This window comes from Micromonospora sp. DT31 (assembly GCF_049841795.1).
In the GTDB taxonomy this organism is placed as follows: domain Bacteria; phylum Actinomycetota; class Actinomycetes; order Mycobacteriales; family Micromonosporaceae; genus Micromonospora.
The window spans coordinates 360,882-387,328 of the sequence record NZ_JBNCKZ010000003.1 but is presented as its reverse complement, the minus strand read 5'-3'; the positions used below and the strand labels follow the sequence as shown (position 1 = coordinate 387,328).

The 26,447-nt window shown below is 73.0% G+C and carries 24 protein-coding genes; 13 read left to right on the top strand and 11 right to left on the bottom strand.

Features of this window, described 5'->3' with window-relative positions:
* Positions 1 to 7 precede the first annotated feature (7 nt).
* Complete coding sequence (locus ACLQ2X_RS08280; protein WP_425680367.1) at positions 8 to 1,129, top strand: glycosyltransferase family 9 protein; 1,122 nt, start codon at positions 8 to 10, stop codon at positions 1,127 to 1,129.
* On the opposite strand, the gene ACLQ2X_RS08275 is transcribed toward ACLQ2X_RS08280, so the two are convergent.
* Positions 1,104 to 1,976 (bottom strand): glycosyltransferase, encoded by an 873-nt coding sequence (locus ACLQ2X_RS08275; protein WP_425680366.1) that lies wholly within the window; start codon positions 1,974 to 1,976, stop codon positions 1,104 to 1,106. The two genes, ACLQ2X_RS08280 and ACLQ2X_RS08275, sit on opposite strands and share 26 nt — an antisense overlap.
* Positions 1,973 to 3,808 (bottom strand): D-glycero-beta-D-manno-heptose 1-phosphate adenylyltransferase, encoded by a 1,836-nt coding sequence (gene rfaE2 / locus ACLQ2X_RS08270; protein WP_425680365.1) that lies wholly within the window; start codon positions 3,806 to 3,808, stop codon positions 1,973 to 1,975. The genes ACLQ2X_RS08275 and rfaE2 overlap by 4 nt, the downstream gene beginning before the upstream one ends.
* A 139-nt stretch (positions 3,809 to 3,947) precedes the next feature.
* Between rfaE2 and ACLQ2X_RS08265 the strand changes: the two genes are divergently transcribed.
* A complete protein-coding gene (locus ACLQ2X_RS08265; protein WP_425680364.1) occupies positions 3,948 to 4,505 on the top strand; it encodes a type 1 glutamine amidotransferase domain-containing protein in 558 nt (185 codons plus the stop codon).
* A gap of 57 nt (positions 4,506 to 4,562) precedes the next feature.
* Positions 4,563 to 6,230, top strand: a complete 1,668-nt coding sequence (locus ACLQ2X_RS08260; RefSeq protein WP_425680363.1) for an MDR family MFS transporter — start codon at positions 4,563 to 4,565, stop codon at positions 6,228 to 6,230.
* Positions 6,231 to 6,268: 38 nt separating this feature from the next.
* Here the strand turns inward: ACLQ2X_RS08260 and ACLQ2X_RS08255 are convergent, their stop codons facing one another.
* Positions 6,269 to 6,760: an NUDIX domain-containing protein gene (locus ACLQ2X_RS08255; protein ID WP_425680362.1), complete on the bottom strand. Its 492-nt coding sequence runs from the start codon at positions 6,758 to 6,760 to the stop codon at positions 6,269 to 6,271.
* A gap of 85 nt (positions 6,761 to 6,845) precedes the next feature.
* Here ACLQ2X_RS08255 and ACLQ2X_RS08250 point away from each other — a divergent pair, with 85 nt between their 5' ends.
* Complete coding sequence (locus tag ACLQ2X_RS08250; protein ID WP_425680361.1) at positions 6,846 to 8,495, top strand: fatty acid--CoA ligase; 1,650 nt, start codon at positions 6,846 to 6,848, stop codon at positions 8,493 to 8,495.
* A gap of 183 nt (positions 8,496 to 8,678) precedes the next feature.
* Here ACLQ2X_RS08250 and ACLQ2X_RS08245 read toward each other — a convergent pair whose 3' ends face one another.
* The 5 genes from ACLQ2X_RS08245 to ACLQ2X_RS08225 form a co-directional block, all read right to left on the bottom strand.
* The gene (locus ACLQ2X_RS08245) at positions 8,679 to 9,692 is read right to left on the bottom strand and encodes an NADPH:quinone reductase (RefSeq protein WP_425680360.1); all 1,014 of its coding nucleotides are present in this window, start codon (positions 9,690 to 9,692) and stop codon (positions 8,679 to 8,681) included.
* Positions 9,693 to 9,760: 68 nt separating this feature from the next.
* On the bottom strand, positions 9,761 to 10,417 hold the full coding sequence (locus ACLQ2X_RS08240) for an HAD family hydrolase (protein WP_425680359.1): 657 nt from the start codon (positions 10,415 to 10,417) through the stop codon (positions 9,761 to 9,763).
* Between the two features lie 31 nt (positions 10,418 to 10,448).
* Entirely contained in the window at positions 10,449 to 11,297 is an 849-nt protein-coding gene (locus ACLQ2X_RS08235) for an SCO6745 family protein (RefSeq protein WP_425680408.1), read from the bottom strand.
* A gap of 136 nt (positions 11,298 to 11,433) precedes the next feature.
* Positions 11,434 to 12,150, bottom strand: a complete 717-nt coding sequence (locus ACLQ2X_RS08230) for an FKBP-type peptidyl-prolyl cis-trans isomerase (RefSeq protein WP_425680358.1) — start codon at positions 12,148 to 12,150, stop codon at positions 11,434 to 11,436.
* A 173-nt stretch (positions 12,151 to 12,323) separates the two neighbouring features.
* Positions 12,324 to 13,346: a Ku protein gene (locus ACLQ2X_RS08225; RefSeq protein ID WP_425680357.1), complete on the bottom strand. Its 1,023-nt coding sequence runs from the start codon at positions 13,344 to 13,346 to the stop codon at positions 12,324 to 12,326.
* Between the two features lie 86 nt (positions 13,347 to 13,432).
* Here ACLQ2X_RS08225 and ligD (ACLQ2X_RS08220) point away from each other — a divergent pair, with 86 nt between their 5' ends.
* Positions 13,433 to 14,371: a non-homologous end-joining DNA ligase gene (ligD, locus tag ACLQ2X_RS08220; protein WP_425680356.1), complete on the top strand. Its 939-nt coding sequence runs from the start codon at positions 13,433 to 13,435 to the stop codon at positions 14,369 to 14,371.
* The gene (gene ligD, locus ACLQ2X_RS08215) at positions 14,361 to 15,275 is read left to right on the top strand and encodes a non-homologous end-joining DNA ligase (RefSeq protein ID WP_425680355.1); all 915 of its coding nucleotides are present in this window, start codon (positions 14,361 to 14,363) and stop codon (positions 15,273 to 15,275) included. The genes ligD (ACLQ2X_RS08220) and ligD (ACLQ2X_RS08215) overlap by 11 nt, the downstream gene beginning before the upstream one ends.
* On the opposite strand, the gene ACLQ2X_RS08210 is transcribed toward ligD (ACLQ2X_RS08215), so the two are convergent.
* A complete protein-coding gene (locus tag ACLQ2X_RS08210; RefSeq protein WP_425680354.1) occupies positions 15,202 to 16,263 on the bottom strand; it encodes a hypothetical protein in 1,062 nt (353 codons plus the stop codon). The two genes, ligD (ACLQ2X_RS08215) and ACLQ2X_RS08210, sit on opposite strands and share 74 nt — an antisense overlap.
* 114 nt (positions 16,264 to 16,377) lie before the next feature.
* On the opposite strand from ACLQ2X_RS08210, the gene ACLQ2X_RS08205 reads away from it, so the two are divergent.
* The 5 genes from ACLQ2X_RS08205 to ACLQ2X_RS08185 all read left to right on the top strand — a co-directional run bounded on the left by ACLQ2X_RS08205 (position 16,378) and on the right by ACLQ2X_RS08185 (position 20,812).
* The gene (locus ACLQ2X_RS08205) at positions 16,378 to 17,064 is read left to right on the top strand and encodes a TIGR03089 family protein (protein WP_425680353.1); all 687 of its coding nucleotides are present in this window, start codon (positions 16,378 to 16,380) and stop codon (positions 17,062 to 17,064) included.
* A gap of 219 nt (positions 17,065 to 17,283) precedes the next feature.
* Positions 17,284 to 18,126, top strand: a complete 843-nt coding sequence (locus tag ACLQ2X_RS08200) for a GNAT family N-acetyltransferase (RefSeq protein ID WP_425680352.1) — start codon at positions 17,284 to 17,286, stop codon at positions 18,124 to 18,126.
* Positions 18,119 to 18,418, top strand: a complete 300-nt coding sequence (locus tag ACLQ2X_RS08195) for a hypothetical protein (protein WP_425680351.1) — start codon at positions 18,119 to 18,121, stop codon at positions 18,416 to 18,418. Before ACLQ2X_RS08200 ends, ACLQ2X_RS08195 begins: the two co-directional genes overlap by 8 nt.
* 233 nt (positions 18,419 to 18,651) lie before the next feature.
* Positions 18,652 to 19,602, top strand: coding sequence for a zinc metalloprotease (locus ACLQ2X_RS08190; protein WP_425680350.1), 951 nt, complete (start codon positions 18,652 to 18,654; stop codon positions 19,600 to 19,602).
* A 142-nt stretch (positions 19,603 to 19,744) separates the two neighbouring features.
* Positions 19,745 to 20,812 (top strand): ricin-type beta-trefoil lectin domain protein, encoded by a 1,068-nt coding sequence (locus ACLQ2X_RS08185; RefSeq protein WP_425680349.1) that lies wholly within the window; start codon positions 19,745 to 19,747, stop codon positions 20,810 to 20,812.
* A gap of 63 nt (positions 20,813 to 20,875) precedes the next feature.
* On the opposite strand, the gene ACLQ2X_RS08180 is transcribed toward ACLQ2X_RS08185, so the two are convergent.
* Positions 20,876 to 22,555, bottom strand: coding sequence for a DNA repair helicase XPB (locus ACLQ2X_RS08180; RefSeq protein ID WP_425680348.1), 1,680 nt, complete (start codon positions 22,553 to 22,555; stop codon positions 20,876 to 20,878).
* A 169-nt stretch (positions 22,556 to 22,724) separates the two neighbouring features.
* On the opposite strand from ACLQ2X_RS08180, the gene ACLQ2X_RS08175 reads away from it, so the two are divergent.
* Positions 22,725 to 23,627: a L,D-transpeptidase family protein gene (locus tag ACLQ2X_RS08175; RefSeq protein ID WP_425680347.1), complete on the top strand. Its 903-nt coding sequence runs from the start codon at positions 22,725 to 22,727 to the stop codon at positions 23,625 to 23,627.
* Between the two features lie 113 nt (positions 23,628 to 23,740).
* Positions 23,741 to 23,977 carry a hypothetical protein gene (locus ACLQ2X_RS08170; protein WP_425680346.1) on the top strand — a complete coding sequence of 79 codons (237 nt, stop codon included), beginning with the start codon at positions 23,741 to 23,743 and terminating at the stop codon, positions 23,975 to 23,977.
* A gap of 4 nt (positions 23,978 to 23,981) precedes the next feature.
* Here the strand turns inward: ACLQ2X_RS08170 and ACLQ2X_RS08165 are convergent, their stop codons facing one another.
* Positions 23,982 to 26,444 carry a helicase-associated domain-containing protein gene (locus tag ACLQ2X_RS08165; RefSeq protein WP_425680345.1) on the bottom strand — a complete coding sequence of 821 codons (2,463 nt, stop codon included), beginning with the start codon at positions 26,442 to 26,444 and terminating at the stop codon, positions 23,982 to 23,984.
* Positions 26,445 to 26,447: the final 3 nt, after the last annotated feature.

Here is a 26,447-nt window from a genome sequence, read left to right as displayed (position 1 = left end):
GGGACGCGTGGCCACCCCGCCGGTGCTCGGCCCGGTCGGCGAACTCGTGCCGGACGTCGAACGGATCGCCGTGCTGCGCGCCAACGCGCTCGGCGACTTCATCTTCACGCTGCCGGCGCTGGACGCGCTGCGGTCGGCGTACCCGTCGGCGGAGATCGTGCTCCTCGGCGCGCCGTGGCACGCGCAGCTCTGGCGCGAGCGGCCCGGCCCGGTGGACCGGGTGCTTGTCGTGCCACCCGCGCCCGGCATCCGCGACCCCGGCCCGGACGGGTCGCCGGCCGACCCGGACGAGTTCCTGGCCACGGCCCGCGCCGAACGGTTCGACGTGGCGTTGCAGGTGCACGGCGGCGGCGCGAACTCGAACCCGTTCGTGGCTGGGCTCGGCGCCCGGGTCACCGCCGGGCTGCGGGCCGACGGCGCGCCCGCGCTGGACCGTTGGCTGCGCTACGTCTACTACCAGCACGAGGTGATCCGCTATCTGGAGGTGGCCGCGCTGGTCGGGGCACCGGCCACCACCATCACGCCCACGCTCGCGGTGACCGACGCCGACCGCGCCGAGGCCACCGCCGTGCTCGGGTCGCCCACCCGGCCCCGGGTGGCGCTGCACCCGGGCGCCACCGACACCCGGCGGCGCTGGCCGCCGCAACGCTTCGCCGAGGTCGCCCGCGAGCTGACCGCGGACGGGTACGAGGTGCTGGTCACCGGCACCCCCGCCGAGCAGGAGACGGTCGATGCGGTGGTCGCCGCCGCCGGGGTGCCGGTGCGCCCACAGGTCGGCACGCTGAGCCTCGGCGGACTCGCCGGGGCCTACGCGGACTGCGCGCTCGTAGTCTCCAACGACACCGGCCCGCTGCACCTGGCCGGCGCGGTCGGCGCACCCACGGTCGGCATCTTCTGGGTCGGCAACCTGATCAACGGGGCGTCGCCGTTGCGCGGCCGGCACCGGCCGATCGCCGCCTGGACCACCCACTGCCCGGTCTGCGGCGTCGACTGCACCCCCGGCATCTACCCGCACCGGCCGGGCGACGGGGAATGCTCGCACCGGGTGTCGTTCGTGGCCGACGTGCCGACCGCGGAGGTGGTCGAGGCGGCCCGCGAGGTGCTCACACCTCCGCCGTCGAGTCCCTGACCACGACCTCCCACGCCTCCACGTCCCGCTCGGTGACAGTGGTCGGCGACTCCAGGTGGTAGGCCCCGCTGGGCAGCACGCCCGCGCCGCCGTGGCGCTCCAGCACCGCGAGCTGCGCGGCGACGTCCTCGCCCTGGTGCCGCTCGGGCAGCCGCTCCCAGAAGTCGAACCCACCGGAGTCGACAAGCTTGGCCCGGTCGTAGAGCACGCACCCGCCGATCCAGGACACCTTGTACGCCCGCCAGGCCCCCGCCGGCAGGTCCAGCTTCCCGGTGATGTGCAGCAGGTTCGCCGCCGGGTGGATCGACGCCCGGTGCCACTGCGGCGTGCCGGGCAGGATCCGCTCCGGCACCGGCCGGCCCACCCACTCCTCGTAGTGCCGGTGGGTGTCCGGTCGTACGTCGTCGAGGTAGGAGAGCCCGTGCACCGCGTTGCCGACGAACCCGCAGCCCAACTCGTGCAGCGCGGTGAGCAGCCGGGACAGGGTGCCCGGCTCCAGCCACACGTCGTCGTCGAGGCAGAGCACGGCGTCGGCCGCCGAGCGGGACAGCAGGTACGCGCGATGCTCCGCCAGGCCGCGCCGGGGCAGCCGCCGGGTCAGCAGCACCGGATGCCCCCGGTGCCGCAGCGCCCGGACCATCGTGGCCGCCGCCGGATGCGCGTACCCGGGGTCGCCGTCGGACTGGTCGCTGACCACCACCCCGAAACCGGGTACGCCCTCCTGCGCGGCCAGCCCGGACAGCGTGACCGCGAGTTCGGCCGGCCGGTTGCGGGTGGGGATCAGCACGTCCAGTCGCCGGGGTCGGCGGAAACGCTCGGGCGTGCCCGGGTCGAGCGGTCGGGTCACGCGGGCCTGCCCTCGCCCACGGACGGGCCGACCGTCTGGGCGCGGATGCGGTCGATGATCGCCGAGGTGGAGCGGTCCGGCACGTACCCGAGGGTGTGCACCTGGCCGCCCAGCCGGCGCACCAGCGGGGCCTCCGGCACCATCTCCGGCGGGTAGTCGCCGCCCTTGACGTACACGTCCGGGCGGACCGCCTCGATCAGCCCGGTCGGCGAGTCCTCCTCGAACACCACCACGTGGTCCACGCAGGCCAGCGCCGCCAGCAGCGCGGTGCGGTCCTCGACCGGGTTCACCGGCCGGTCCGGGCCTTTGAGCCGGCGTACGCTGCCGTCGGAGTTCACCGCCACGATCAGCAGGTCGCCCAGCGCGCGGGCCTGGGTCAGGTAGCGGACGTGTCCCGGGTGCAGCACGTCGAAGCAGCCGTTGGTGAACACCACCGACCGTCCGGCCTGCCGGTGCTCGTCCACAAGCGCGGCCAGCTCCCCGGCACCGACCAGGGCCGGGTGCCCGCCCTCGTCGCCGCCGGTGCCCAGCGCGCCGAGCAGGTCCTCCCGGCGGCACACGCAGGTGCCGGTGTCGACCACCGTGATGGTGGCGGCGAGCTGGGCCAGCTGCGCCGCGGTGGCCAGGCCCGCGTCGGCCGCGAGCGCCAACGTCATGGCCGCCAGGTACGCGTCCCCGGCGCCGACCGCATGGCTGGCCGGGACCGGGGTGCTGTGGCTGCGCCGGGGTTCGCCGTCGGCGCCGCCGACCACCGCGCCCTCGGTGTCCAGGGTCACCGCGACCACGTCCGCGCCGGTGTGCGCGCGCAGCTCCGACAGGCGCGACCTGGCCAGCACCGCCCGGTCCACGCCCTCGCCGGCCGTCGCGCTCACGGTCACCCCGGTGCCGGTGACGCTGAGCCCGTCGCCGGTCAACGCCACCCGTTCCTCACCGGGCGTCGGCTCGCCGGTCGGGCCGGCGGGACCGCCGGTCGCCTCGGCGGTGGGCGCGCCGGAGGTGGGGTGCGGGCTGCCCGGGGCGCCTTCCCCGGTTCCGCCGGGCGCGGCGCCCACCATCAGCTCGGACGGGCCGTCCGCCTCGGCCGGATGGTCCAGGTGCACGTCGCCGCTGGGCACCGCGCTCCGTTCGGTGTGCGCGAAGCCGGCGGCGGCGCGGGCCAGCAGCCGGGTCGCCTCGGCGAAGCTCGGGGTGACCACCGTGGGGTTGAGCCCGCGCCAGTCGGCGAGGTCGTGGGCGTCCAACGCCACCGTGCCGAACCGGTCCCGGTTGTCCACCAGCCAGGCGCGCACCGCCGCGGGCAGCGCACCCAGGCCGTAGTCGCAGACCACAAGCGTCAACGGATGCCCGGCGGCGACCGCGCGCAGCTCCTCGGTGGCGCAGTGCAGCGCGGTCAGCATGTGGGCCACCCCGTCGCTGTCGAGCCCGTCCCCGGGGCCGCCGGAGTCCTCCCGGAGCAGGATCTGATTTCCGGCGAGCATCCGCCGCTTGACAGGTGTGGGCCGGCCCGGCTGGCTCACCGTACGGTCCCAGACCCCCGCCCGGTCCAGACAGTCGTGCAGTTCGTCGCCGGCCACGTCCGCACCGACCGGGGCCACCAGCACGGCCCGCCCGCCCAGCGCGGCGACGTTCACCGCCGTGTTGGCGGCGCCGCCAGCGGCGGAGATCCGCCGGCGGAGGGTGAGCACCGGGGCGGGTGCCTCCCGGCAGAGCCGCTCCGACTCGGCGAACCGCCACTCGTCGAGCATGGCGTCGCCGACGACCAGCACGGGACGCTCCTGCCAGGTGGCCACCACCGTGGCCAGCCGGCGATCTTCCGCTGCTGCTCCTGCCATGCCCCTCCGGGTCCCCCCGCCCCGCCCCGCCAAACCTGGGCGCCGACCCGCCGCGGGGTGCGACGGGCCACCGGGGCCTGCGGTTTCGCGGCATCGGCCGGGGGAACCGTGCAGACACACCCCGGAGAGGAGAAGCAGCATGGCAACGACACTTCAGGGCAAGCGCATCGCCTTCCTGGCCGCCGACGGCGTCGAGGAGGTCGAGTACACCAAGCCCCGGGAGGCGGTGGAGAACGCCGGCGCCCAGGTGGAGCTGGTCTCCATCGAACCCGGCTCGATCCAGGCGTTCAACCACCTCGACCAGGGCAAGCAGTACCAGGTCGACGTCACCACCAAGGAGGCCGACGCCGGGGCGTACGACGCTCTGGTGCTGCCCGGCGGGGTGGCGAACCCGGACTTCCTGCGGACCGACCCGGACGCGGTCCGGTTCGTGAAGGCGTTCTTCGACGCCGGCAAGCCGGTCGGGGTGATCTGCCACGGCCCGTGGACGCTCGTCGAGGCGGACGTGGTGCGGGGCCGGACCATCACCTCCTGGCCGAGCCTGCGCACCGACCTGACGAACGCCGGCGCCAACTGGGTCGACCAGGAGGTCGTCACCGACAACGGGCTGGTCAGCAGCCGTAATCCGGATGACCTGCCGGCGTTCTGCGCCAAGATCGTCGAGGAGTTCGCCGAGGGTCGCCACACCGCGGGCTGAGAGAAACCCAACCGCCCACCGGGGGCATGATCCGCCCCCGGTGGGATAGGTAGCGGGATGACCGCCCAGGCCGCCCGTTCCGCGTTGCCCGCCCGCCAGATCCGGCTGCTGATGGTCGGTCTGATGACCGGCATGCTGCTGGCCGCCCTCGACCAGACCATCGTCGGCACCGCGTTACCCACCATCGTGGGCGAGTTGGGCGGCATCAACCACTACTCGTGGGTCGTCACCGCGTACCTGCTGGCGTCGACCGCCTCGACGCCGCTCTACGGCAAGATGGCCGACCTGTACGGACGCCGGCCGGTCTTCCTGTTCTCGATCGGCATGTTCCTGCTCGGCTCCCTGCTGGCCGGGATGTCCCAGAACATGACCCAGCTCATCGCCACCCGGGGCGTGCAGGGCGTCGGCGCGGGTGGCCTGATGACGCTCGCGTTCATCATCATCTCGGACGTGGTGTCACCCCGGGACCGAGGGCGCTACCAGGGCCTGTTCGGCGCGGTGTTCGGGGTGTCGTCGGTGGCCGGACCGCTTGTCGGCGGCTACCTGGCGGAGACCAACTGGCGGTGGATCTTCTACGTCAACGTGCCGCTGGCGATCCTGGCCATCGTGGTCTGCTGGCACGTCATGCGCCTGGTGCCGTTCACACATCGGGAACACACAGTCGACTGGGTCGGCGCGGCGCTGCTGGTCGCCGGGGTGAGCTGCCTGCTGCTGGGGCTGAGCTGGGGCGGCGCCGAGTACGCCTGGAGTTCCGGCGTCATCGTCGGGCTGTTCGCCGCCGGTGCGGTGCTCAGCGTGCTGTTCCTGCTCCAGGAGAGGCGGGCGCGGGAGCCGATCCTGCCGCTGCGGCTGTTCCGCAACGCCACGTTCGCGCTGGCGAACGCCGCGGGCTTCGTGCTCGGCCTGGTGATGTTCGGCTCGATCATCTTCATTCCGTTGTACCTGCAGATCGTCAAGGGCGCGTCGCCGACCCGCAGTGGTCTGCTGATGCTGCCGATGATGGCCGGCGTCATCGTCACCTCGGTGCTGACCGGGCGGGCGATGAGCCGCATCGGCCGGTACAAGTGGTTCCCGGTGGCGGGAGCGGCCGTACTGGTGGTCGGCATGCTGCTGTTCCAGCAGCTCCGGGTGGCGACCTCGCTGTGGCTGGCGTTCGGCTACATGGTGGTGATCGGCGTCGGGCTGGGCCTGTGCATGCAGTCGCTGATCCTTGCCGTGCAGAACGCGGTGTCCGTACGCGACCTGGGCGCGGGCACCTCGTCGGCCACGTTCTTCCGGTCGCTGGGCGGCTCGTTCGGCGTGGCCATCCTCGGCGCGGTGCTGTCGACCCGGCTCACCGCCGAGATGGCCGACCGGCTGCCCGGTGCGCTCGCGCAGCTGCCGCCGCAGCAGCGGGCGGCGGTGGCGGCCGGCGGCAACTTTTCGATCAACGACCCGGCGGCCATTCTCGCCCTGCCCGCCCCGGTGCGCGCCGCCGTCCAGGCCGCGTTCGTCGAGTCGCTGCACCTGGTCTTCCTGACCACCGGGCTGATCGCCGTGGTGGCCGTGCTGGTCACCCTGGCCATGCCGAACCACCAGTTGCGCGGCACCGGCCCGCAGGGCGCCACCGGCGGCGCGGACCCGCTCGGCGGGAAGGCTGCCGCGCCCGGCGGCAAGCCGTTGGCCAGCGAGTCGAAGGAGGAGGCCGCTGCCGACATGGAGGCGAAGTCCCAGACGATGCTGTGAGCCGGCTACTTGAGGATCAGTCGGGAGCTGTGACCCGGCTACTTGAGGATCAGTCGGTTGGTCTGCTCGAAGACGTCCAGGTCGGCGAGTGTCTCCTGCACGCTCGACGAGAGCGGAGCCGGAAAGTCGGCCGGGTGGAAGAAGCGCGCGTCGGTGGTCTCGTCGGTGAACCGGGCCAGCTCGCCGTCCCACTCGTCGACCCGGAACGCCGTGGTGAAGACCTGGTAGGTGTGCCCGTACATGTTTGTGGACGTGCGGTCCGGGCCGGTGTAGAGCGCGAACGCGCTGACCCGCAGCGCGCGTAGGCCGGTCTCCTCCCGGACCTCCCGGACCGCGCAGTCGGCGATCGACTCGCCCAGTTCCATGGCGCCGGCCGGCAGCGCCCACTGGCCGTTGTCGGAGCGCTGGATCAGCAGCACCCGGGCGGCGTTGTCCCGCACCACGGCGCGGGCGCCCACGAACATCAGGGTGCGGTCACCGGCGAGGGCACGGAGCTGCCCGACGTACGAGTCGGCCCAGGAGATGCTCACCCGGACAATCTACGCACCGATCCCGGGTGGTTCCGGTGTTCCCGGGGGTTCCGCTGATGTGACCGGCGACACTACTTTGTCATCCATGCGTAGCACGATGATGGATGCCCCCCTCCAGATCGCCCGGATCCTCGAACACGGCTCCACCGTGCACGGCACGGCGCAGGTGGTCACCTGGACCGGCGCGGAACCCCGCCGGATGACGTACGCGCAGGTGGGCCGCACCGCCGCCCGGCTGGCCCACGCGCTGCGCGAGGAGTGCGGCGTGACCGGCGACGAGCGGGTCGCCACCTTCATGTGGAACAACAACGAGCACCTGGTGGCCTACTTCGCGGTGCCGAGCATGGGCGCGGTGCTGCACACGCTCAACATCCGGCTCTTCCCCGACCAGGTCGTCTACATCGCCAACCACGCCGAGGACCGGGTGGTGCTTGTCGACACCACGCTCATCCCGCTGCTGGCCCGGGTGATCGGCGAGATGACCACGGTGGCGCACGTGGTGGTGGTCGGCGGCGGCGACCCGGCACCGCTCGTGGCCGCGGCCGGCGACCGGATCACCGTGCACCACTGGGACGCGTTGCTGGCCGACCGCCCGGACCACTACGACTGGCCGGAGGTGGACGAGCGGGACGCCGCGGCGCTCTGCTACACCTCCGGGACCACCGGGCACCCCAAGGGCGTGGCCTACTCGCACCGCTCGATCTACCTGCACTCGTTGCAGGTGTGCATGCCGGAGGGCTTCGGCCTCGGCCCGGACGACCGCGAGCTGGCCATCGTGCCGATGTTCCACGCCATGTCCTGGGGCCTGCCCTACGCGGCGTTCCTCTCCGGCGCGTCACTGATCATGCCGGACCGGTTCCTCCAGGCCGAGCCGATCGCCACGATGATCGCCGCCGAGCGGCCCACCCTGGCCGGCGCGGTGCCGACCATCTGGACCGACCTGCTGGCCTACCTGGACGGTCACGAGGTGGACATGTCCTCCCTGCGGGAGGTGATCGTCGGTGGGTCGGCCTGCCCGCCGGCGCTGATGCACGCGTTCCACGACCGGTACGGCATCGACGTCATCCACGCCTGGGGCATGACCGAGATGTCGCCGCTGGGTTCGGTGTCCCGTGCGCCGGCCGGCGCGACGGGCGACGACGCCTGGCGCTACCGCTACACCCAGGGGCGCATCCCGGCGGGCGTGGACGCGCGGATCGTCGGCCCGCTGGGCGAGCCGCTGCCCGCCGACGGGACGTCCGTGGGCGAGTTGGAGGTACGCGGGCCGTGGGTGACCGCCCGGTACATCGGCGACGACGCCCCGGACGAGGAGAAGTTCCGCGACGGTTGGCTGCGCACCGGGGACGTCGGCACGCTTTTGCCGGACGGATACATCACGCTCACCGACCGCGCCAAGGACGTGATCAAGTCGGGCGGGGAGTGGATCTCCTCGGTCGAGTTGGAGAACGCGCTGATGGCCCACCCGGCGGTGCTGGAGGCCTGCGTGGTGGGCGTGCCCGACGAGCGGTGGGACGAGCGTCCGCTGGCCACGGTGGTGGTCCGGGAGGGCGCCTCGGTGACCGCCGAGGAACTGCGGGAATTCCTGGCCGGGTCGGTGGCCCGGTGGCAGTTGCCGGAGCGGTGGGCGTTCATCGATGCGGTGCCGAAGACGAGCGTCGGCAAGTTCGACAAGAAGGTGGTGCGCTCGCGGTACGCCGACGGCGGCCTCGACGTGCGGGAACTGGCCTCGTCGTAACGTTTCGCGGCGTACCGTCGCCTACACGGGCAGGAACATGTTCCAGCGACATTCCTCCCAGAGGGCGGCCCCGGCGTTCGCACCGCGCCGGGGCCGCCCGCCCGTTACGGGATGACCCGCACCGTCATTGTTGCGAGACTTGTTCGGATCTGTCCGGCTGTCCGGGAAATCCGAGTCGCATTTCTACTCGTCGGCGGTGGCGACGAGCACCCGACCCACCACGCCGTCCTGCACCGCCTGCTGCGCGGCGGCGGTCTCCGCAAGCGCCCGGCGGTGCAGCGGCAGGCCGGCCTCCGCGCCCACCCGGATCGCGCCCTGGGCCACGGCCGCGGCGATGTCCGTCACCGCCTGCGCCTTCGCCACCTTCGGCGCGGTGTAGATCAGCACGAACTGCCAGCGCGCGTTCGGTCCCATCAGCGGCCGGATCGGCAACGTCACCTCGTCCCCGCCGTCGTCGGCGTAGACGCAGACCGCCCCGCCGGTCCGCAGCAGTTGGACGTCCGCGGCGGCGTTACGGGCGGCCGAGACCTCGACGATCGTGTGCACCCCGTCGGGCGCGACCTTGCGGACCTCCTCGACCACGTCCTGCTCCCGATAGTTGATCACGAAGTCGGCGCCGGCCGCCGCGGCGAGCTGCGCCTTCTCCGGGCTACTCACCGTGGTGACCACGCACGCATCGGCCCAGCGCGCGAGCTGGATCGCCGCGTTGCCCACCGCGCCCGCCCCGCCCTGCACCAACACCACGTGGTCACTCAACGCGCCCGCGTGCAGCGTGTCCGGCATGTACTCACCGGCGGTCAGGCAGCGGTGCGCGGTCATGAACGGGATGCCCAACGCCGCACCCAGGTCGAACGAGGCCCCACCGAGCGGCACCGCGTGCCGGACCGGCACCACGCTGTACTCGGCGGCCGTACCCCAGGGACGCTGCCAGGCCGCCTCCCACACCCAGACCCGCTCGCCGATCAGCGTCTGGTCCACGCCCTCGCCGACGGCCTCCACCACGCCGGCGCCGTCCTGGTGCGGGATCTGCCAGCCCGCCGGTAGCGGCCACGCCTGGCGGGCCTTCCAGTCGGTCGGGTTCACCCCGGAAACCGCCATCCGCACCAACACCTCGCCCCGGCCGGGTTCCGGCACCGGCCGCTCCACCAACTGGAGCACCGAGGCGTCCCCGCTGTGCTCGTACACGATCGCTCTCATGGCCGCCCTCCCCTTCCCACCTGCGCTACCCCGCCACCTGCCGATCATTCGCGGGGAAGGGCCCCCGCTCAACGCCCGAGACCGTCGAGCAGCTCCGGGGTGAGCGCGTCGATCGAGGGAAGCAGCACCGCCGCGAGGGCCTCGGCGTCCGCATCAAGCGGATACGACAGGTGCGGCACGGCCACCACCAGGCAACCGGCGGCCGCCGCCGACCGCACGCCGTTGGACGAGTCCTCCACCGCCACGCACCGGGCCGGGTCGACGCCCAACCGGTCCGCCACCGCCAGCCAGACGTCCGGCGCCGGCTTGCCCCGGCCGGTCTGCTCGGTCGACAGCGTCACGCCGAACTCACCGGCCAGGCCCGCCGCCTCCAGCGCCGCCGCGATCAACCGGGTCGGCGAGGAACTGGCCAGCCCCAGCGGCCACCGTGCGGCGATGCGGCGCACCACCGCGTCGGCTTGGGGGACAAGGGGTACGTGCTGCGCGTACCGCCGGGCCATCTCGGTCACCACCTCGGTGGCGACCTGTTCGGCCGACCGGTCGACGCCCAGCTCACCGCTCAGGTAGGTGGCCCACTCGCCGGTGCTCATGCCCATCAGCCGGCGCTGCGCGTCGGGCTGCCAGGTGCCGCCGTGCTCGGCCACGTACGTCCGGCGGACCTCCTCCCAGACCGGCTCCGAGTCCACGATCACGCCGTCCAGGTCGAAGAGCACCGCGTCCACCATGCCGCTATCCTGCCCCAGTCGGCGGCCCGGCTCAGCCCGGCCGGGTCACCGTGGCGGAACGCTGCGCGGGGAGCCCGATCGGAGCCTGCGGTGGGATGATCGTGCGGCAGCGGGCCGCGATCGGTTCGAGCAGCTCCCGCAGCCGCGCGGTGCGCTCCGCGCCCAGCGCCAGCCACGGGCCCGCCGCCGCCCGGTCGGTGGCCTCCTCGACGGCGCGGAACGTCTCGGTGGCGTACGGGGTGGGTTTCCGGTCGGCGGTCAGCCAGCCCTTTTCCACCAGCCGCTCCTCGGCGGCGGCCCACTGCTCGTCGGTCCAGCCCCGGGCCGGCTGGTGGAACTGGCGTGACTGGTCGACCCGGCACCGCCAGGCCACCACCTCGACCGGCTCCAGTCCGGTGGTCACCAGCGCCGCGACGTGCCCGTCGCCCCGGTGCTCGCGCAGCGTGGCGGCGGCCTGCCAGAGCCGGGCCAGCGGGTACTCGCCCCGGGGCAGGGCGGCGTTCGCCGCGCCGAGCACCCGCCCGGCCGCCTCGGCCCGCCCGGCCGCCTCCTCCAACAGGTCGGCGGCCTCGGTCAGGTGCGTCTCGGGCAGCTCGTAGGTGAACTCCGCGAGCGCCTGCACCCCGCCGGTGAGCCGGGCCCGCAACGCCTCCTGCGGGGTGGCCAGACGCCACACCGAGGGCAGTGCACGGGCCACCATGGCCGGCGCGAAGCTGAAGAAGGCAGCCGTCACCACAGGCGCGTCCACCGGACCGAGTGGCGCGGCCCGGCCGGCGAAGTAGCCCCGCCAGTAGCCCCGCAGGCCGACCGCCTCGAACGCGGCCCGGGCTCTCGGGTGGAAGTAGGTCACCGCGTGGACCGGCTCGAAGAGCGTCCACATCAGCCGGGCAGGCCCGAGCTCGTCCAGCGTCGCCACGTGCACCTCCGCGTCGTGGGCAGGTCACCGCGGGCGAGGGGCGCCCACGGTGACCAAGAACCTACTGCGGGTAGGTGAGTCAGCGGAAGACCGCAGTGACCTACTGCGCAGCCAGCACGTCGACGACGAAGCGCAGCGGCCCGGCCGGGCGACCTTCTTGGCCGTTGTACGCCAGCTCGGTCGGAATGTCGAGCTGCACCCGGCTGCCCACCGGGACGCCGACCAGGCCCTGGTCCCAGCCCTTGAGGACCTGGCCCACGCCGATCGGGAAGGTGGGGAGGTCGCCGTTGTCCCAGGACGCGTCGAACTGCTTGCCGTCCTTGTAGAACACCCCGACGTAGTTGACGGTGATGTTCTGGCCGGACTTCACCGCCGGGCCGGTGCCCTTGACCAGCGTGGTGACGGTCAGCTTCTTCAGCTCGCCGGTGCCGGGCGCCACGGTCGGCTTGGTCTTCAGCGCCGGGTCGGTGCCCGCGGGCAGCTCCGGGGCGGGCATCGCGGTGGGCTCGACCGGGGCGCTCGGGCTGGACGAGGACGCCGCGGTGGGCGCCTTGTCGTCGTCGCCGCTGTTCAGCCAGACCAGGCCGCCGACCAGGGCTACCATGGCGAGCACACCGGCCGCCGCGCCGAGCATCGACTGCCTGCGGCGTCGCGCCTCGGCGGCCTTCTTCGCGGCCAACTGGGCGGCCAGCCGCCGCCCTGCCTTGGTGGCCGGGGCGGCTTGGCCCTCCGACCGGTTCTCCACACGCTCGCTCACGTCGACTCCCTGCAGGGTGGGTGGGTGCCCCGGCGGGCCGCCGCCGAGGCCAGCGCACACGGTACCCGCCCGGACCCCACAGTGCTTCCACGCCCGCCACGATCCGGACACGATGCGCGACACGGGGCCGAAGCGCGGTCGACAGCCCGCAATGCCGGTCCACGGGACAACTTCCCCGGCCCGATCGCCGCGGGCCCGACGCGATCGGGCGGGCCGGGGGCCTTCCTGACGACTCAGGCGGTCTTCTTGGCAGGTGCCTTCTTCGCCGTCTTCTTCGCGGCCGTCTTCTTGGCCGGCTCGGCCTTTTTCGCGGACGCCGTCTTCTTGGCGGTCTTCCGGGCCGGCGTCTTCTTCTCGGCCGGCGCCTTCTTCGCCGAGGCTGCCTTGGCCGCGGGCGCCTTCTTCGCGGCGGCCTTCTTCGCCGAGCGGGCCGCCGAGATCGGGGTCGGTTCGCTCCCGCCGCCGGACGGCGCCTCGCCCCGGGCCGCGCGGGCCCGCTCCACCGACGCCTTCAACGCGGCCATCAGGTCCACCGCGGCGGCCGGCGCGGCCTCTTCCTCCTCCGGCTGCACCACCTCGCGGCCCTCGACCTTCGCGTCGATGACCTCCTGCAACGCCGCCCGGTAGTCGTCGGTGAAGGCGTCCGGCTCGAACTCGCCGGCCATCGAGTCGATGAGCGAGCTGGCCATGGCCAGCTCCGGCGGGCGTACCTTCAGGTCCTCGTCCAGGAAACCGAAGTCGGGCCGGCGGATCTCGTCCGGCCACAACATGGTGTTGAGCAGCAGCACGCCCTCGCGTACGCGCAGCGTGGCCAACTGCTCCCGCTGGCGCAGCGCCACCTTCACGATCGCCACCCGCTCCGAGTCGGACAGTGCGTCGCGCAGGAGCACGTACGGCTTCGTCGCGGTGCCCTCCGGCTCCAGGAAGTAGGCCTTGTTGTAGAGGATCGGGTCGACCTGCTCGGCCGGGACGAACTCCAGCACGTCGATCGCGTGGGAGGTGCTCAACGGCAGGTCGGCGAAGTCCTCATCGGTGAGGATGACCATCTCGCCGCCGCCGAGGTCGTAGCCCTTGGCGATGTCGTCGTAGGTGACCTCTTCGCCGCACACCGAACAGGTGCGCTTGTAGCGGATGCGGCCGCCGTCCTCACGGTGCACCTGGTGGAACCGGATGTCCTTCTCCTCGGTGGCCGAATAGACCTTCACCCCGATCGACACCAGCCCGAACGACACCGCTCCTTTCCAGATCGCCCGCATCCCGCGCTCCTCTCCCCGGTTGAAGACCAGGATCGCAAACGATCGAACGGGGCGCACGCGCTTCCGCGCCCAACTACAGTCAGGACGTGCCCGGCGCGCCGCTGAAGCCGATGCTCGCGATGACCGGGCCACTCCCGGCCGGTGCCGCATGGGCGTACGAGTTCAAGTGGGACGGGGTCCGCGCGCTCGCCGACATCTCCCGCGGCGACCGGCACTTCTACGCCCGCTCCGGGGTCGAGATCACCACCGCGTACCCGGAACTGCTCAACCTGGCCGAGCAGGTCGGTGACGTGCTGCTCGACGGCGAGGTGGTGCTCTTCACCGACGGGCAGCCGTCCTTCACCGCGCTCGCCGAGCGGATGCACGTGCGCAACCCGACCAGGGCGGCGCGTCTGGCGGCGACCGTGCCCGTCACGTACATGATCTTCGACCTGCTGCGGCTGGACGGCGAGGACCTGACCGCCCGGCCCTGGCGGGAGCGGCGGGCGGCGCTGGAGTCGCTCGGGCTCGGTGCCGCCCGGTGGGCCGTGCCGCCGGTCTTCGACGACGGGCCGGCCACCTACGCGGCGGCCGGCGAACACGGGCTGGAGGGGGTGGTGGCCAAGCGCGTCGAGTCGGTCTACCGGCCCGGGGTGCGCTCGCCGGACTGGGTGAAGGTCAAGCTGGAGGTCACCGCCGACTTCGTGGTGGGCGGCTGGCGGCCCGGCGCGCGTCGGGTCGGCGGCCTGCTGGTCGGCGTGCCCGGCCCGGACGGGCGGCTCACCTACCGAGGGCGGGTCGGTGGCGGGATCGGCGCGGCGATCGAACGGGAACTGCTGCGCGAGCTGGAACCGCTGCGTGCCGCTGCGTCGCCGTTCGCCGGGGACGTGCCCCGCGAGGATGCCCGAGGTGCGATCTGGGTAACTCCCCAGGTCGTGGTGGAGGTCAAGTACGGCCAGCGCACGCCGGACGGCCGGCTGCGCTTCCCGCGCATCCTGCGCCTGCGACCGGACAAGCCGCCCGAGGAGGTCGACGATGCCGGCTGACCGCTTCAAGGTCGAGGTCGAGGGCCGCCCGGTGGAGCTGTCCAACCTGGACAAGGTGTTGTTCCCGCAGGCCGGCTTCACCAAGGGCGAGGTGATCGACTACTACACCCGGATCGCTCCGGTGCTGCTGCCGCACCTGCGCGACCGCGCGCTCACCCGGATCCGGTTCCCCAACGGCGTCGACGGCGGCTCGTTCTTCGAGAAGAACGCACCCGCCGCGACCCCCGGTTGGGTACGCACCGAGAACCTGCCCGTGCCCGGGTCGAGCAAGGGACGGGAGACCATCGACTACGTGGTCTGCGACGACCTGCCCACACTGGTGTGGCTGGCGAACCTGGCCGCGCTGGAACTGCACACCCCGCAGTGGAAGATCGGCGCGCACCCGGACCTGATGGTGGTCGACCTGGACCCGGGCGCGCCGGCCGCGCTCAAGCAGTGCTGCCAGGTGGCGGTGCTGATGCGCGACCGGCTGGCGTCCGACGGCGTCGAGGCGTACCCGAAGACGTCGGGGAAGAAGGGCATGCAGCTCTGCTGCCCGATCGCCGGTACGCAGGACGCCGAGGTCGTCTCCGACTACGCCAAGCGGATCGCGCAGGAGCTGGAGAAGGCACACCCGAAGCTGATCGTGTCGAAGATGGCGAAGAACCTGCGCCCCGGCAAGGTCTTCATCGACTGGAGCCAGAACAGCGCGGCGAAGACGACAGTGGCGCCGTACTCGCTGCGGGCCCGGGAGGTGCCCTCGGTATCCACGCCGCTGACCTGGGACGAGGTGGAGGCCGGGGCGGCCGGGAAGCGGCCGGCGACGCGGCCCTACACCGCGGGTGAGGTGCTCAGGCGGGTGGAGAAGCAGGGCGACCTGCTGGCCCCGCTGCTCGACGGCGGTCCCGAGCTGCCGGCCCGCTGACCCGCCACCACGCGCCGCCGACCAGAAGCAGGACGATCACGCTGATCGCCACGTCACCCACCAGGGCCTCCGCCGGGCTCGCCGGGGCGTAGGTCGGCACGTCGTACGCGAAGGCGGCCGCGACGAGAGGGCTCGCCGAAGCGGCGGCGAGTATGTGCCGCTGCCCCCATCCGGCCCGCCGCGACCAGCGCGTCAGTGCAACGGCGGTGGCTGAGGCGAGCGCGAGGGCGAGCACCACCCCCGGCCACCCGGGGGCGATCGTGGAGCCCACGTACGCGACCGCCACCACCAGTGCCGGCCACACCGGGTGTGGCGCCGTGCCGGGGTCGACGCCCAGGCCCGGCACGTGGTCCGGCTCAGGACGCCCGGTACGGAGCAGCGCGGCGACGACCAGGACCATGGCCACCCCGGCGGCGAACGTCAACTGCGCCGGCGGGGCCAGGAAACCCGTGCGGCCCCCGTCGTCGGCGAAGACCAGCAGGCTGCCGCAGAGCCAGAGCAGCGCCGCCACCACCAGCCCTGGGCGGCCCAGCCACGGCCGCGTCCGGCGAGGCGCATTCAGGTACGACTCGACGAGCGCGATCGACGCGCAGACGGTCAGCGCGACGTGGTTGCCGACATAGTCGAACGCCTGCCGGGCGCTGAACCCGAGGCCGGGGACGAGAGTGGCCTCGGCGGCGGTGCGGGTGTCGGCGAACTGGGTGTCGTCGAGGAAGTCGGGGTTGAACAGTGACTGGTCGACCAGGCCGGCCTGCACCACGCCGAACGCGGCGGCGAGCAGGACGATCCCGGGCCAGCCCAGCCCGAGCCGCCGGGCCGTCTCCCGGATCAGCAGCGCGGCTCCGCCGTACATCGGGGCCAGCAGCAGCACCAAGAACGGCATGCCGGTGAGAGTGAAGCCGCCCCAGACGCACTCGGCGGTCCAGGGGGCGAGCAGCAGCAGCGCGATCGCCGGCACGAGTCGCCGACGCAGGGTGTCGATCGCCATGCCCACACCGTTCCGTAGCCGTCCAACTCGCCGATACCGCCATCGGTCGACGGGCCCGCGACCTAGGTCGACGGCACGTTAGGGTGAGCCGACCGGCAGGGAGGAACGCAGCCCATGGCACTCCAGGCATCCATCGCCGTCGTGGCCGACGGGCCACTGATCAGCTATCACGACGACGCGACCGGCGAGCGCACCGACCTGACGGCCGTCCAGCTCGGCGAGTGGACGGCCCGCAGTGCGGCACTGCTGCGTGACGGGTGTGGACTGCGTTCCGGCGCCCGGGTGGCGGTGCTGCTGCCGCCGCACTGGCGTACCGCGGCGGTGCTGCTCGGGGCCTGGTCGGTCGGGCTGTCCGTCTCGTTCCGGCCCCGCGCGCTCGCCGGGCTGCCGGTGCTGGAACCGGGTGCCGACCGGCCCTACGACGCGGTGTTCGTGACGCCGGAACGCCTCGACGACTGGCTGGAGGACGTACCCGAGGGGACGCACCGCTATCTGGTGGGCGCCGGCCCGGGGCTGCTCGGCGAGGTGCCGCCGGGCTGGCTGGACTGGTCGGCCGAGGTGCTGCGGCACCCCACCGACGCACCGGACTACACAGCCGTCGACCCGGCCGGCCCGGCGACGGCGGACGGCACCAGCTTCGGCGCGTGGCGGCGGCTGGCCGCCGAGATCGCCACCCGGATGAACCTGAACCCGGGTGACCGCCTCGTGGTGGACCCGGCCGAGGACGAGCAGCCCTTGACGTGGCTGCTGGCCCCGCTGTCCGCCGGCGCCACAGTCCTCATCCACGCCACCCCCCACTAGCCCGCCTCTCTCTCCCTCCCGTCCTTCCCCGCCTCGCCAGGCCGGGTCAGGACCGGGTCGGGGCGAGGGCGGGCGAGGGCGATGGCCGTGCCGGGACCCAGGTCAAGGGTGGGGTGGGGTGGGGTGGGGTGGGGAATGTGGTTGACGGTGGGGTGGGGGCGGGGCCTACTTGGCGGGCCGGACCTTCGAGGGCGGCCGTGGCGTGACGGGGGTGGGACCGTGGGTGGGCCGGTCTGGCGGGAGTTCGGTGCGGACGATCTGCCCGCCCTGACCGGACTGGCACGGGCGTGCCTCGCCGTCGACGGCGGGTTGCCGCTGTTCGGGCGTACCCCGTTGGTGCGGGCGCGGCTGCTTCAGGGGCGTACCCGCGGTGCCTGGGCGGACGGCGGCCTGGTCGCGGCCGTCGGGGTCGGCACCGGGCGGGCGCCGGCCACCGCCACCGGCCTGGTGCACCCGGCGTGGCGCGGACGCGGGCTCGGCGGCGCCCTGCTGGACTGGGCCGGTGAGCAGGCGGGCCACGCGGGCCTGCTGCTCACCACCGAGACGTGGAACGCCGGTGCGGAGGAGTTGTTCGCGGCGCGCGGCTACCGGCGGACATTCCTGGAGTGGGTGCTGCGGCACGACCTCGACGCGCTGCCCCAGGTCGCCGTCCCGCAGGGGGTGACGGTGGAGCCGGCAACGTTGGGGCCGGAGCTGTTCGCCACCTACCGCGCCTCGTTCGCCGACCGGCCGGGCTTCGTCGAGCCGGCGGCCGAGGAGTGGCTGGGCGACCTGCGGGAAGAGTTCCGGCCCGAGCTGACGCTTGTCGCGCGCGGCCCGGACGGCGCGGCGGTCGGCTTCGTCACCGTGCTCGACGACTGGATCGACCAGGTCGGTGTGGTGCCGGGCTGGCGAGGGCGGCGGGTCGGGGCGTACCTGGTGGGACGCGTGCTGCGCGGCCTCGCCGACGCGCGCGTCGACGCCGCGTGGCTCTGCGTCAACGACGACAACCCGGCGGCCGGGCTCTACCGGCGGCTCGGTTTCCGCGACGTCGGCCGCCGCGCCCGCTACCGGCATGACTGAACAGGCGCGTGCGGCGGTCATGCGGGCGCTCGCCGACCTGTGGGCGGACGGCTGCCCGGTGCCCGCGCCCGAGTGGCAGGAACGGCTCGCCGACGTCGGTCTGCGCCGCTGGCGCAGCGTCGCCCGACGGCACGGTCAGCGGCGGCTCAGCCCGGACGACCGCATCCAGGATCTGGTACGCGGCCTGGTCGCCGCGTTCGAGCCGGACCGTGCCCGGGTCGGACCGCTGGTGCGCGACTACGAGTGCGTGGCCCGGGCCGTCGCCGAGGTGATGACGTCGACCGAGCGCTGAGCGGGGAACCGGTCGACTGGTGTGTCGGGTGGCCGGGCCCGTGGCGGAGCCGCTGAGTCGCCACTGATATCAGCTCGAAAGGCGGCGCGAACAGGAGCAGCCTGCCGCCCCGGGGGACTGTTGTGGACGCCGCCGACGTGGTGTTATGGCGGAACGACGACGTCATCGACCCGCAGCTTTGACAACCCCGCGTCGGTTCCACACTCCTTTCATGCCTCTCGAAAGGCGCAACAATGTACCGGAAACCGACAGTCCACCTGGCGGTGCTCGTCGCTGCCGCCGCCGCCTTCCTCACCGGCGGGGGAGCCTCCGCCGCGTCCGCGACCGCCTCTCCCGCCGTCGCCGAGTGCGAGCCGGGCGCCGACGCGCACAGCGCCGCCCGGGTACGCGAGGGCACCACCGTCAAGGAGCCGGCGCTCTACTCGACGAACGAGGCCAAGGCGTACGGCGTGATCAAGGACTCGCCGCGCCTGGCCAACGGCAGCGTCACCGTGCCGACGGTCTTCCACATGATCTCCGACCATCCGTTGACCGCGGCCGAGACGGCCCGCTGGAACACGCTCATCGCGGCGCAGATGACCGTGCTCAACGACTCGTTCGCGGGCCGCACCGCGACCGACGCCTCGAACACGCCGTTCCGTTTCTCGCTCGTCGACACCACCTGGACCGTGAACAGCACCTGGTACACGGTGGTGCCGGGCAAGAACGAGCGCGACATGAAGAAGGCGCTCTACACCGGTGACGCCCGCACCCTCAACGTGTACGCGGCGAACATCGGTGACGGGCTGCTCGGCTGGGCGTACTTCCCGAAGGGCTACAACAACGGGCGCGACTACATCGACGGTGTGGTGATGCTCGACGAGTCGATGCCTGGCGGCACGGCCGGCAAGTACGCGCTCGGCGACACGCTCACCCACGAGGTCGGGCACTGGCTGATGTTGGAGCACACGTTCGCGCACGGCTGCTCCGCCTCCGGCGACTTCGTGGCGGACACGCCGCGTGAGGCGGCACCGCAGTTCAACTGCCCGATCGGGGCGGACACCTGCACCGCGCCGGGGCTCGACCCGATCCACAACTTCATGGACTACACCCAGGACTCCTGCATGAACATGTTCACCCCGGGTCAGGCCGACCGGATGAGCGACGCGTGGGTCGCCTTCCGCGCCGGTGGCGGAAAACAGTAGCAGCGCGCACCAGGCGGGGGTGATCGGTCCGCAACCGATCACCCCCGCGCTTTTCACAATCTGTCCACAAGGGACAGCGAGGGTTCATCCGCGTCGCTAGTCTTCTCCCGCCTCACAAACCTTCACACGGGGAGAGAAAGACTTGACGACATCGATAGTCAAACGCACCCTGGCGGCGGTGGCCGCGGCGGTCCTGGCGAGCACGCTCGGGGTGCTGGCGGCACCGCAGGCGGCGATGGCGGACAGCGGGCCGCTGGTCAGCTCCGTCGAGGAGCACATCGCCGGGCTGCCGCTGACCCTGAACTTCGCCCCCGGCCCGGACAGCCCGCAGGTGGTGGAATACCGGCACTGGTTCGGTAGCCGCAGCCAGTACGCCGAGACGGTTCCCGCCGCCGCCGACGGAACCGCCTCGACCGTGATCATTGTTCGTGGCGACTACGGCGTCTACACCCTGAACGTGGTGGCGGTCGGCGCCGACGGAGTGGTCAGCGCCCCGACTCCGTTCCCGGTGACCTCAGCCCCCGCGGTCACCATCACGTCGACCGTGTATCCCGTGGTGAAGGGGCCGAAGGGGGCCCGCGCGCCGTCCGGGGGGATCGGCGTCACCGGGGACTTCATCATCACCCGGCTGACCGACCGGCTCACCGAGGTCAGCTATTCGGTCGACGGGACCGTCGGCACGGTCCCGTTCGGTCCGGACGGCACGGCTACCGTCATGTACACGCCCACGAAGGCGGAGTTCACCCAGTTGTGGGTGATGCGGACAGACAGCCAGAGCATCTACGACAACCTGCGCAGTTTCTCTTTCTGGCCGGCGAAGGCGACCGGGCCGCTCACCTCCGACATCATCCCCCAGTGCATGCATGTCAGTGACCGGGCCGTGCCCAACCGCGCCAAGGTGCAGAGTATGACCTGCCAGAACATCGACCTGCAGACCTGGAGCCGGCCGGGCGACGGCACGATCCGGGCGTTCGGCAAGTGCGTCGACGTCACCTCCAGCGGCACCGCCGACGGCACCAAGGTGCAGATGTACACCTGCAACGGCACCGGCGCCCAGCAGTGGACCTACCAGGCGGCGACGCGCACGATCGTCAACCCGCAGTCGGGCAAGTGCCTGGAGGTCCCCAACTCATCCCTCACCAACGGCATCCAGTTGCAGATCTGGACGTGTAACGGCACCGCCGCGCAGCGGTGGATGCTGCCGGGCTGACCCGGGGCGTCGTCCGCCGGGGTGCCGGGTCACCCACACGGGTGGCCCGGCACCCCGGTCGCCTCAGTCCACCGTGGGGAGTTTCGGCCCGAGCACGTCGTCGGCGTCCACGATCGTGTACGCGTACCCCTGCTCGGCGAGGAAGCGTTGCCGGTGCGCCGCGTACTCGGTGTCGATGGTGTCCCGGGAGACCACCGTGTAGAAGTGCGCCTGCCGGCCGTCGGCCTTCGGCCGCAGCACCCGACCCAGCCGCTGCGCCTCCTCCTGCCGCGACCCGAACGTGCCGGACACCTGGATCGCCACCGCCGCCTCCGGCAGGTCGATCGAGAAGTTCCCCACCTTCGAGATGACAAGCGTGCGGACCTCACCGGAACGGAACGCGTCGAACAGCCGCTCACGCTCCTTGTTCGTGGTGGACCCCTGCACGATCGGCGCGTCCAGATATTCCCCGAGCTGGTGCAACTGGTCGAGGAAACCGCCGATCACCAGCACCTGCTCCGCCGGGTGCCGCTGCACCAGCGCGCGGACCACAGGCAGTTTCGTGCGCGCGGTCGCCGCCATCCGGTAGCGCTCCTCCGCCTCCGCCGTCGCGTACGCCATCCGCTCCGCGTCGGTGAGCGTCACCCGCACCTCGGTGCACTCCGCCGGGGCGATCCAGCCCTGCTGCTCGATGTCCTTCCACGGCGCGTCGTACCGCTTCGGGCCGATCAGGCTGAACACGTCGCCCTCCCGGCCGTCCTCGCGTACCAGGGTCGCGGTGAGGCCCAGCCGGCGGCGGGCCTGCAGGTCCGCCGTGAAGCGGAAGATCGGCGCGGGCAGCAGGTGCACCTCGTCGTAGACGACCAGACCCCAGTCGCGGGCGCCGAACAGGTCCAGGTGGGTGAACGCGCCGCCGCGCCGCGACGTGAGCACCTGGTACGTGGCGATGGTGACCGGGCGGATCTCCTTGCGCTCACCCGAGTACTCGCCGATCTCCTCCTCGGTCAGCGAGGTGCGGGCGATCAGCTCCCGCTTCCACTGCCGGCCCGCCACGGTGTTCGTCACCAGGATCAACGTGGTCGCCTTCGCCTCGGCCATCGCCGCCGCCCCGACAAGCGTCTTGCCGGCGCCGCAGGGCAACACCACCACGCCCGAACCGCCGGCCCAGAACGCCTCCACCGCCTCCCGCTGGTACGACCGCAGCGTCCACGGCCGGCCGCCGTCCTTGCCGGCCTCGGCCAGCTCGATCGGATGCGCCTCGCCGTCCACGTAGCCGGCCAGGTCCTCCGCCGGCCAGCCCAGCTTGAGCAGGGCCTGCTTGAGCCGGCCCCGCTCGGACGGGTGCACCGCGATGGTGTCGTCGTCGAGTTTCGCGCCGAGCATCCCGGCGAGCTTCTTGCTCTTGGCGACCTCGATCAGCACCATCCGGTCGAGCCCGCGCAGCACCAGCCCGTGCACCGGGTCGTTGGCGAGCTGGAGCCGGCCGTACCGGTCCATCGTCTCGGCCACGTCGACGAGCAGCGCGTGCTGCACCGGATAGCGGGAGTACTTGATCAGCGTGTCGACCACGCCCTCGGCGTCGTGACCGGCGGCCCGCGCGTTCCACAGGCCCAGCGGGGTGAGCCGGTAGGTGTGCACGTGCTCGGGGGACCGTTCCAGCTCGGCGAAGGGCGCGATGGCCATCCGGCACGCCTGCGCGTCCGGGTGGTCGATCTCCAGCAGCAACGTCTTGTCCGACTGCACGATCAGTGGTCCACCGCTCACGCCAGCGTCCTCTCGCGTCGCCCGAAACCCGCCCGCACCACGCCTGACCTGCCGACGGCGGACCATCCAGTGTTGCACGCCGGGGCGTCGGCAAAAAAGTCCGCTGGACATGCAACCGCATACTCGACCCACACGTCTAGCAACCGGGACAACTGCCTAGGGAGGGCCCATGAAGCGTGTCCGGTTTATCACCCGGGTCACCGCCCTGGCGGTTGCCGTGCTGGTCGGGGTCGGCGCCTGCGCGCACGATCCGCAGCCGCCAGGCGGCAGGGGGAACACCCCCACGCCGGTAGGGCTGACGGAGGGGCCATCGGGGGCGAGCGCGTCGCCCGGGTCCGAGCAGCCGGTCACGTCCCCGTCGGCGGCGCCGAGCCGGACGGCCGCGCCGAAACCCCCACGGACGCCGGACACGCCGGCGACCCCGCGCAAGCCGAAGCCGAAGCCGAAGCCGAAGGCGAAGGCGAAGGCGAACCAGCCCGTCGGCTGCCCGACGGGGGAGCACCAGCGGGCCGTGGAGAGCTACCTGAGCCGGCTGGGCGGCTTCGGGACGCTGACCGTGGACGGTGCGCAGTCCGCCGCCGACTGCGCCGCGATCAAGAAGTTCCAGCTCCGGTACGGCGTCAGCCCGGCCTCCGGCCGCGCCGGCCCCACCACGTACGACGTGGCGAAACGGCTGGTCGGCACGGACACCGCACGCTGCCGGGCCGGCTCCCGGCTCACCTTCTGCATCGACCTGACCCGGCAGACGGTGTGGGCGATGCGCGGCGGCAAGGTGGTGATGGGTCCCACGGTCACCCGCACCGGCATGTCCGGCTACGCCACCCCGACCGGCACGTACTCCGTCGGCCGCCGGAACCCGCGCGAGTGGTCCAACCCGTACGAGGTGTGGCTGCCGTACTGGCAGCAGTTCAACGGGGGGATCGGGTTCCACGAGACCACCACCTACCTGCACAACGGCGCGATCGGGTCGCACGGCTGCGTCAACCTGCTGCACCGCGACGCGGTGCGTCTCTGGGAGTTGGGCGCGATCGGCACCCGCGTGGTGGTGGTCGGCCGCCGTCCCGGCACCTGAACCGACCCGGACCCGTGACCGGGCCGCCCGGATCAGGGTTTTAACCCCTGTCCGCGCGGCCCGGTTGATGTCAACCTGGAAGCCGGGTCCAGCACGGGGCGGGAGGGGCTGCCATGACGGTCGACCAGGACATGCTCACCGAGGAGGAGCGGCCGGGGCAGCAGGAGGTCCCCACCGCGGTCCTGTTCGGGTACGCGACCGCCGCGGCGGCCGTCTTCGGCTGGTTCCTGTTCGGGTGGCTGGTGCAGCAGCAGGGTTTCGTCGACTCGGTCGGTGAGTCGGCCGGTGCGGCGTTCGCGCTGCTGCTGGCCGTGTCGGTGATCGGCGCGTTGCGCCGTAACGGGCGGTGAGACCTCACTCCTCCAGCACCGCGGCGGTGATCCGGTGCAGCGCGAACGTGTGCAGCATCTCCGTGCGATCGTCCTCGGCCCGCAGGTAGCCGGCGCCTATCGACACCGGCCGGACCAGCCGGGACACGGTGGCCCCGTGCGCGTCGACGTAGCCCACCCAGACCAGCGCCCGGTCCCGTACCGCCTGCTGGAGCACCGCCAGCGCATCGCCGTGTCCGGGCGCCGGCGTGGGACCGGTGACCGCCGCGCCGCCCCGGACCACCGCCGGGGCCCGGCGCGCCGCCCGGGCCGCCGCGTCGCCGCGGCGGATCTGTTCCACCACGCCGAGCAGGCGGGGCATCGGCAGCCTCGGCGTGGCCAGCGGGTCCACCGTCCGCCCGACCACCGCGCGGGCCGGCGCCCATCGGGTCTTCGGCCGGGCCAGCACCATCGCGCCGCTGGTGTCCTCGGGCACCGGGGCGTACCCGGCGTCACGCAACGCGGTCAGCATCCGGTTGACCTGGTACGTGGTCACCAGCACGGTGGGGGCCAGCCGGCGGAACGCCAGCGGCTCCAGCCGGCGGTCCGCCTGCACCTCGCTGAGCAGCGCCTCGTCGTCGCTGCGCACATATCCGCCGGCCGAGCCGACGCGCAGCCCGCCGTGCTTGCGCGCCACGTCGTCCACCAGGTAGGTCAGTCCCTGCGGCACCGGGGTACGGGAGCGGCGGCGGAACAGCGCGTGCAGGTCCTCGGCGGTGTAGCCGACGTCCAACGCCCGCCGGATGCTGGCGGTGGTGACCCGGTGCACGCTCGCCCCGCCCGCCGACTCGTGCTCGGCGACCGCGTCCAGTTCGGCGGCGAGCGCCGGGTCGGGCGGGCCCGGCACCACCACGGTCAGGTCGGCCTGCACGAGCACGTGGTCGACCGGGGCGGGCAGCAGCCCGTCCAGTGCGCGTACCGCCGTCGACGGGTCACCCGACTCGGCGTCGGAGCGCAGCCCGAGCGGGTCGGCCCCCCGCTCGTCGGCGTCGGTCAGCTCGGCGAGCAGCAGCCGCCCGTACGTGGTGAGCGCACCCAGCCCGGTCACGCCCAGCCGGGCCGCCTCGGTCAGCACCTCCCGGTGCGCCGCCTCCCGCCCCCGGGCCCGCCGGGGCGCCCGCCAGTCCAGCAGCTCCAACACCTCGTCGGGGGTGGGCGCGGTGCCCGGCGGCAGGTCGGCCAGCTCGGCGAGGACCGCGTGCCGGGCGGCCGGCGCGCCGGCCCGTTCCGCCTCGGCGGAGAGCACCGAGATGGGCCGGTCCCGGTCGTCGCGCTGCCCGATGAGGCCGGTCTGCCGGGTCATCGCCAGCCAGGCGCGGGCGAGTTGCTCCCAGCGTAGGGCGAGGGACGCCGCACGCCACACCTCGTACCCGCCGGTGGGCAGGATCTGCTGATCGCCGCCGTACCGGGTGGTGACCGTCCCGGCCAGCTCCCGCTCCCCGGTCAGCCCTGCCGCGTACGCCACCTCGAACAGCAGTGCGGTGGTGGACTCGTCCAGCCCGATGCCACGGGCGAGCCGGCGCAGGTCCCGTACCCCGACGCCGCCGGAGCGCAGCACCGGCGCCGGTTCGGCGACGAGCGCATCGAGCAGCGACTCGGTGTGCCGGACCACCTCCATGGTCTGCCCGGCGCCGGCCGAGTCGACGGCCTTGACCTCCCGGGGCGGGGCGGACACCAGCGGCGGGCTGGTGCGCAGCGGGCCGAGCGGGCCCGTGTCGCGGCGCAGCACCAGCCCCACCTCACGGGGCAGTTCGACGGTGCCGTTGCGGCCACCTGACATCCGCACCAGCAGCCGGTGCTCCACCAGCCAGCGGATCGGTGAGCCGGTCGGCGCCCCGCCGTTGACCAGGTCGGGCGGGAGCACGTCGTCGTCGCCGATCGCGGGCGCGTCCAGCGCGCCGGGGGCCACGGTGCCGACCGGCGGCCCGGCGGCGAGCCGGTCCAGCACCGCCCGGGCCGACGGCGGCGCGGACAGCAGGGACCGCCGCAGTTTCGCCGGGTCCGCGCAGAGGGCCGCCACGCGGGGGTCCAGCTCCGCCGCCGGCCGGCCCAGCCCTGCCGGGTACGGGGAGACCTCGTCGATGCCGCCGGCCACGTGCAGGTCGTGTTCGGGGCCGTACAGCAGGAACCGGGCCCGGAGCCGGTCGACGGCGGCGCGGACCGTGGTCGGGGCGGGGGGCTGCGGTCCGGCGGTGGCCAGGGCCAGGATCTGGTCGGTGCAGGTGACGCCGTCGGGGTCACGGGTGAGCCGGGCGGCGTCCAGGATCTGCAGGGTGAACTGGTCCAGCCCGTCGAGCGCCCGGGCCACGGAGACCCGCGACTGGGCGCGCAGGGCGAGGGCGGGCACGTCGGCCGGCACCGGCACGACGAGGTCGGGTCGCAGCTGGAGCAGGGCGGCGAGCGACTCGTCGGGGAGGGCCCGCAGGTGGTCGGCGAGTGAGGTGGTCATCGT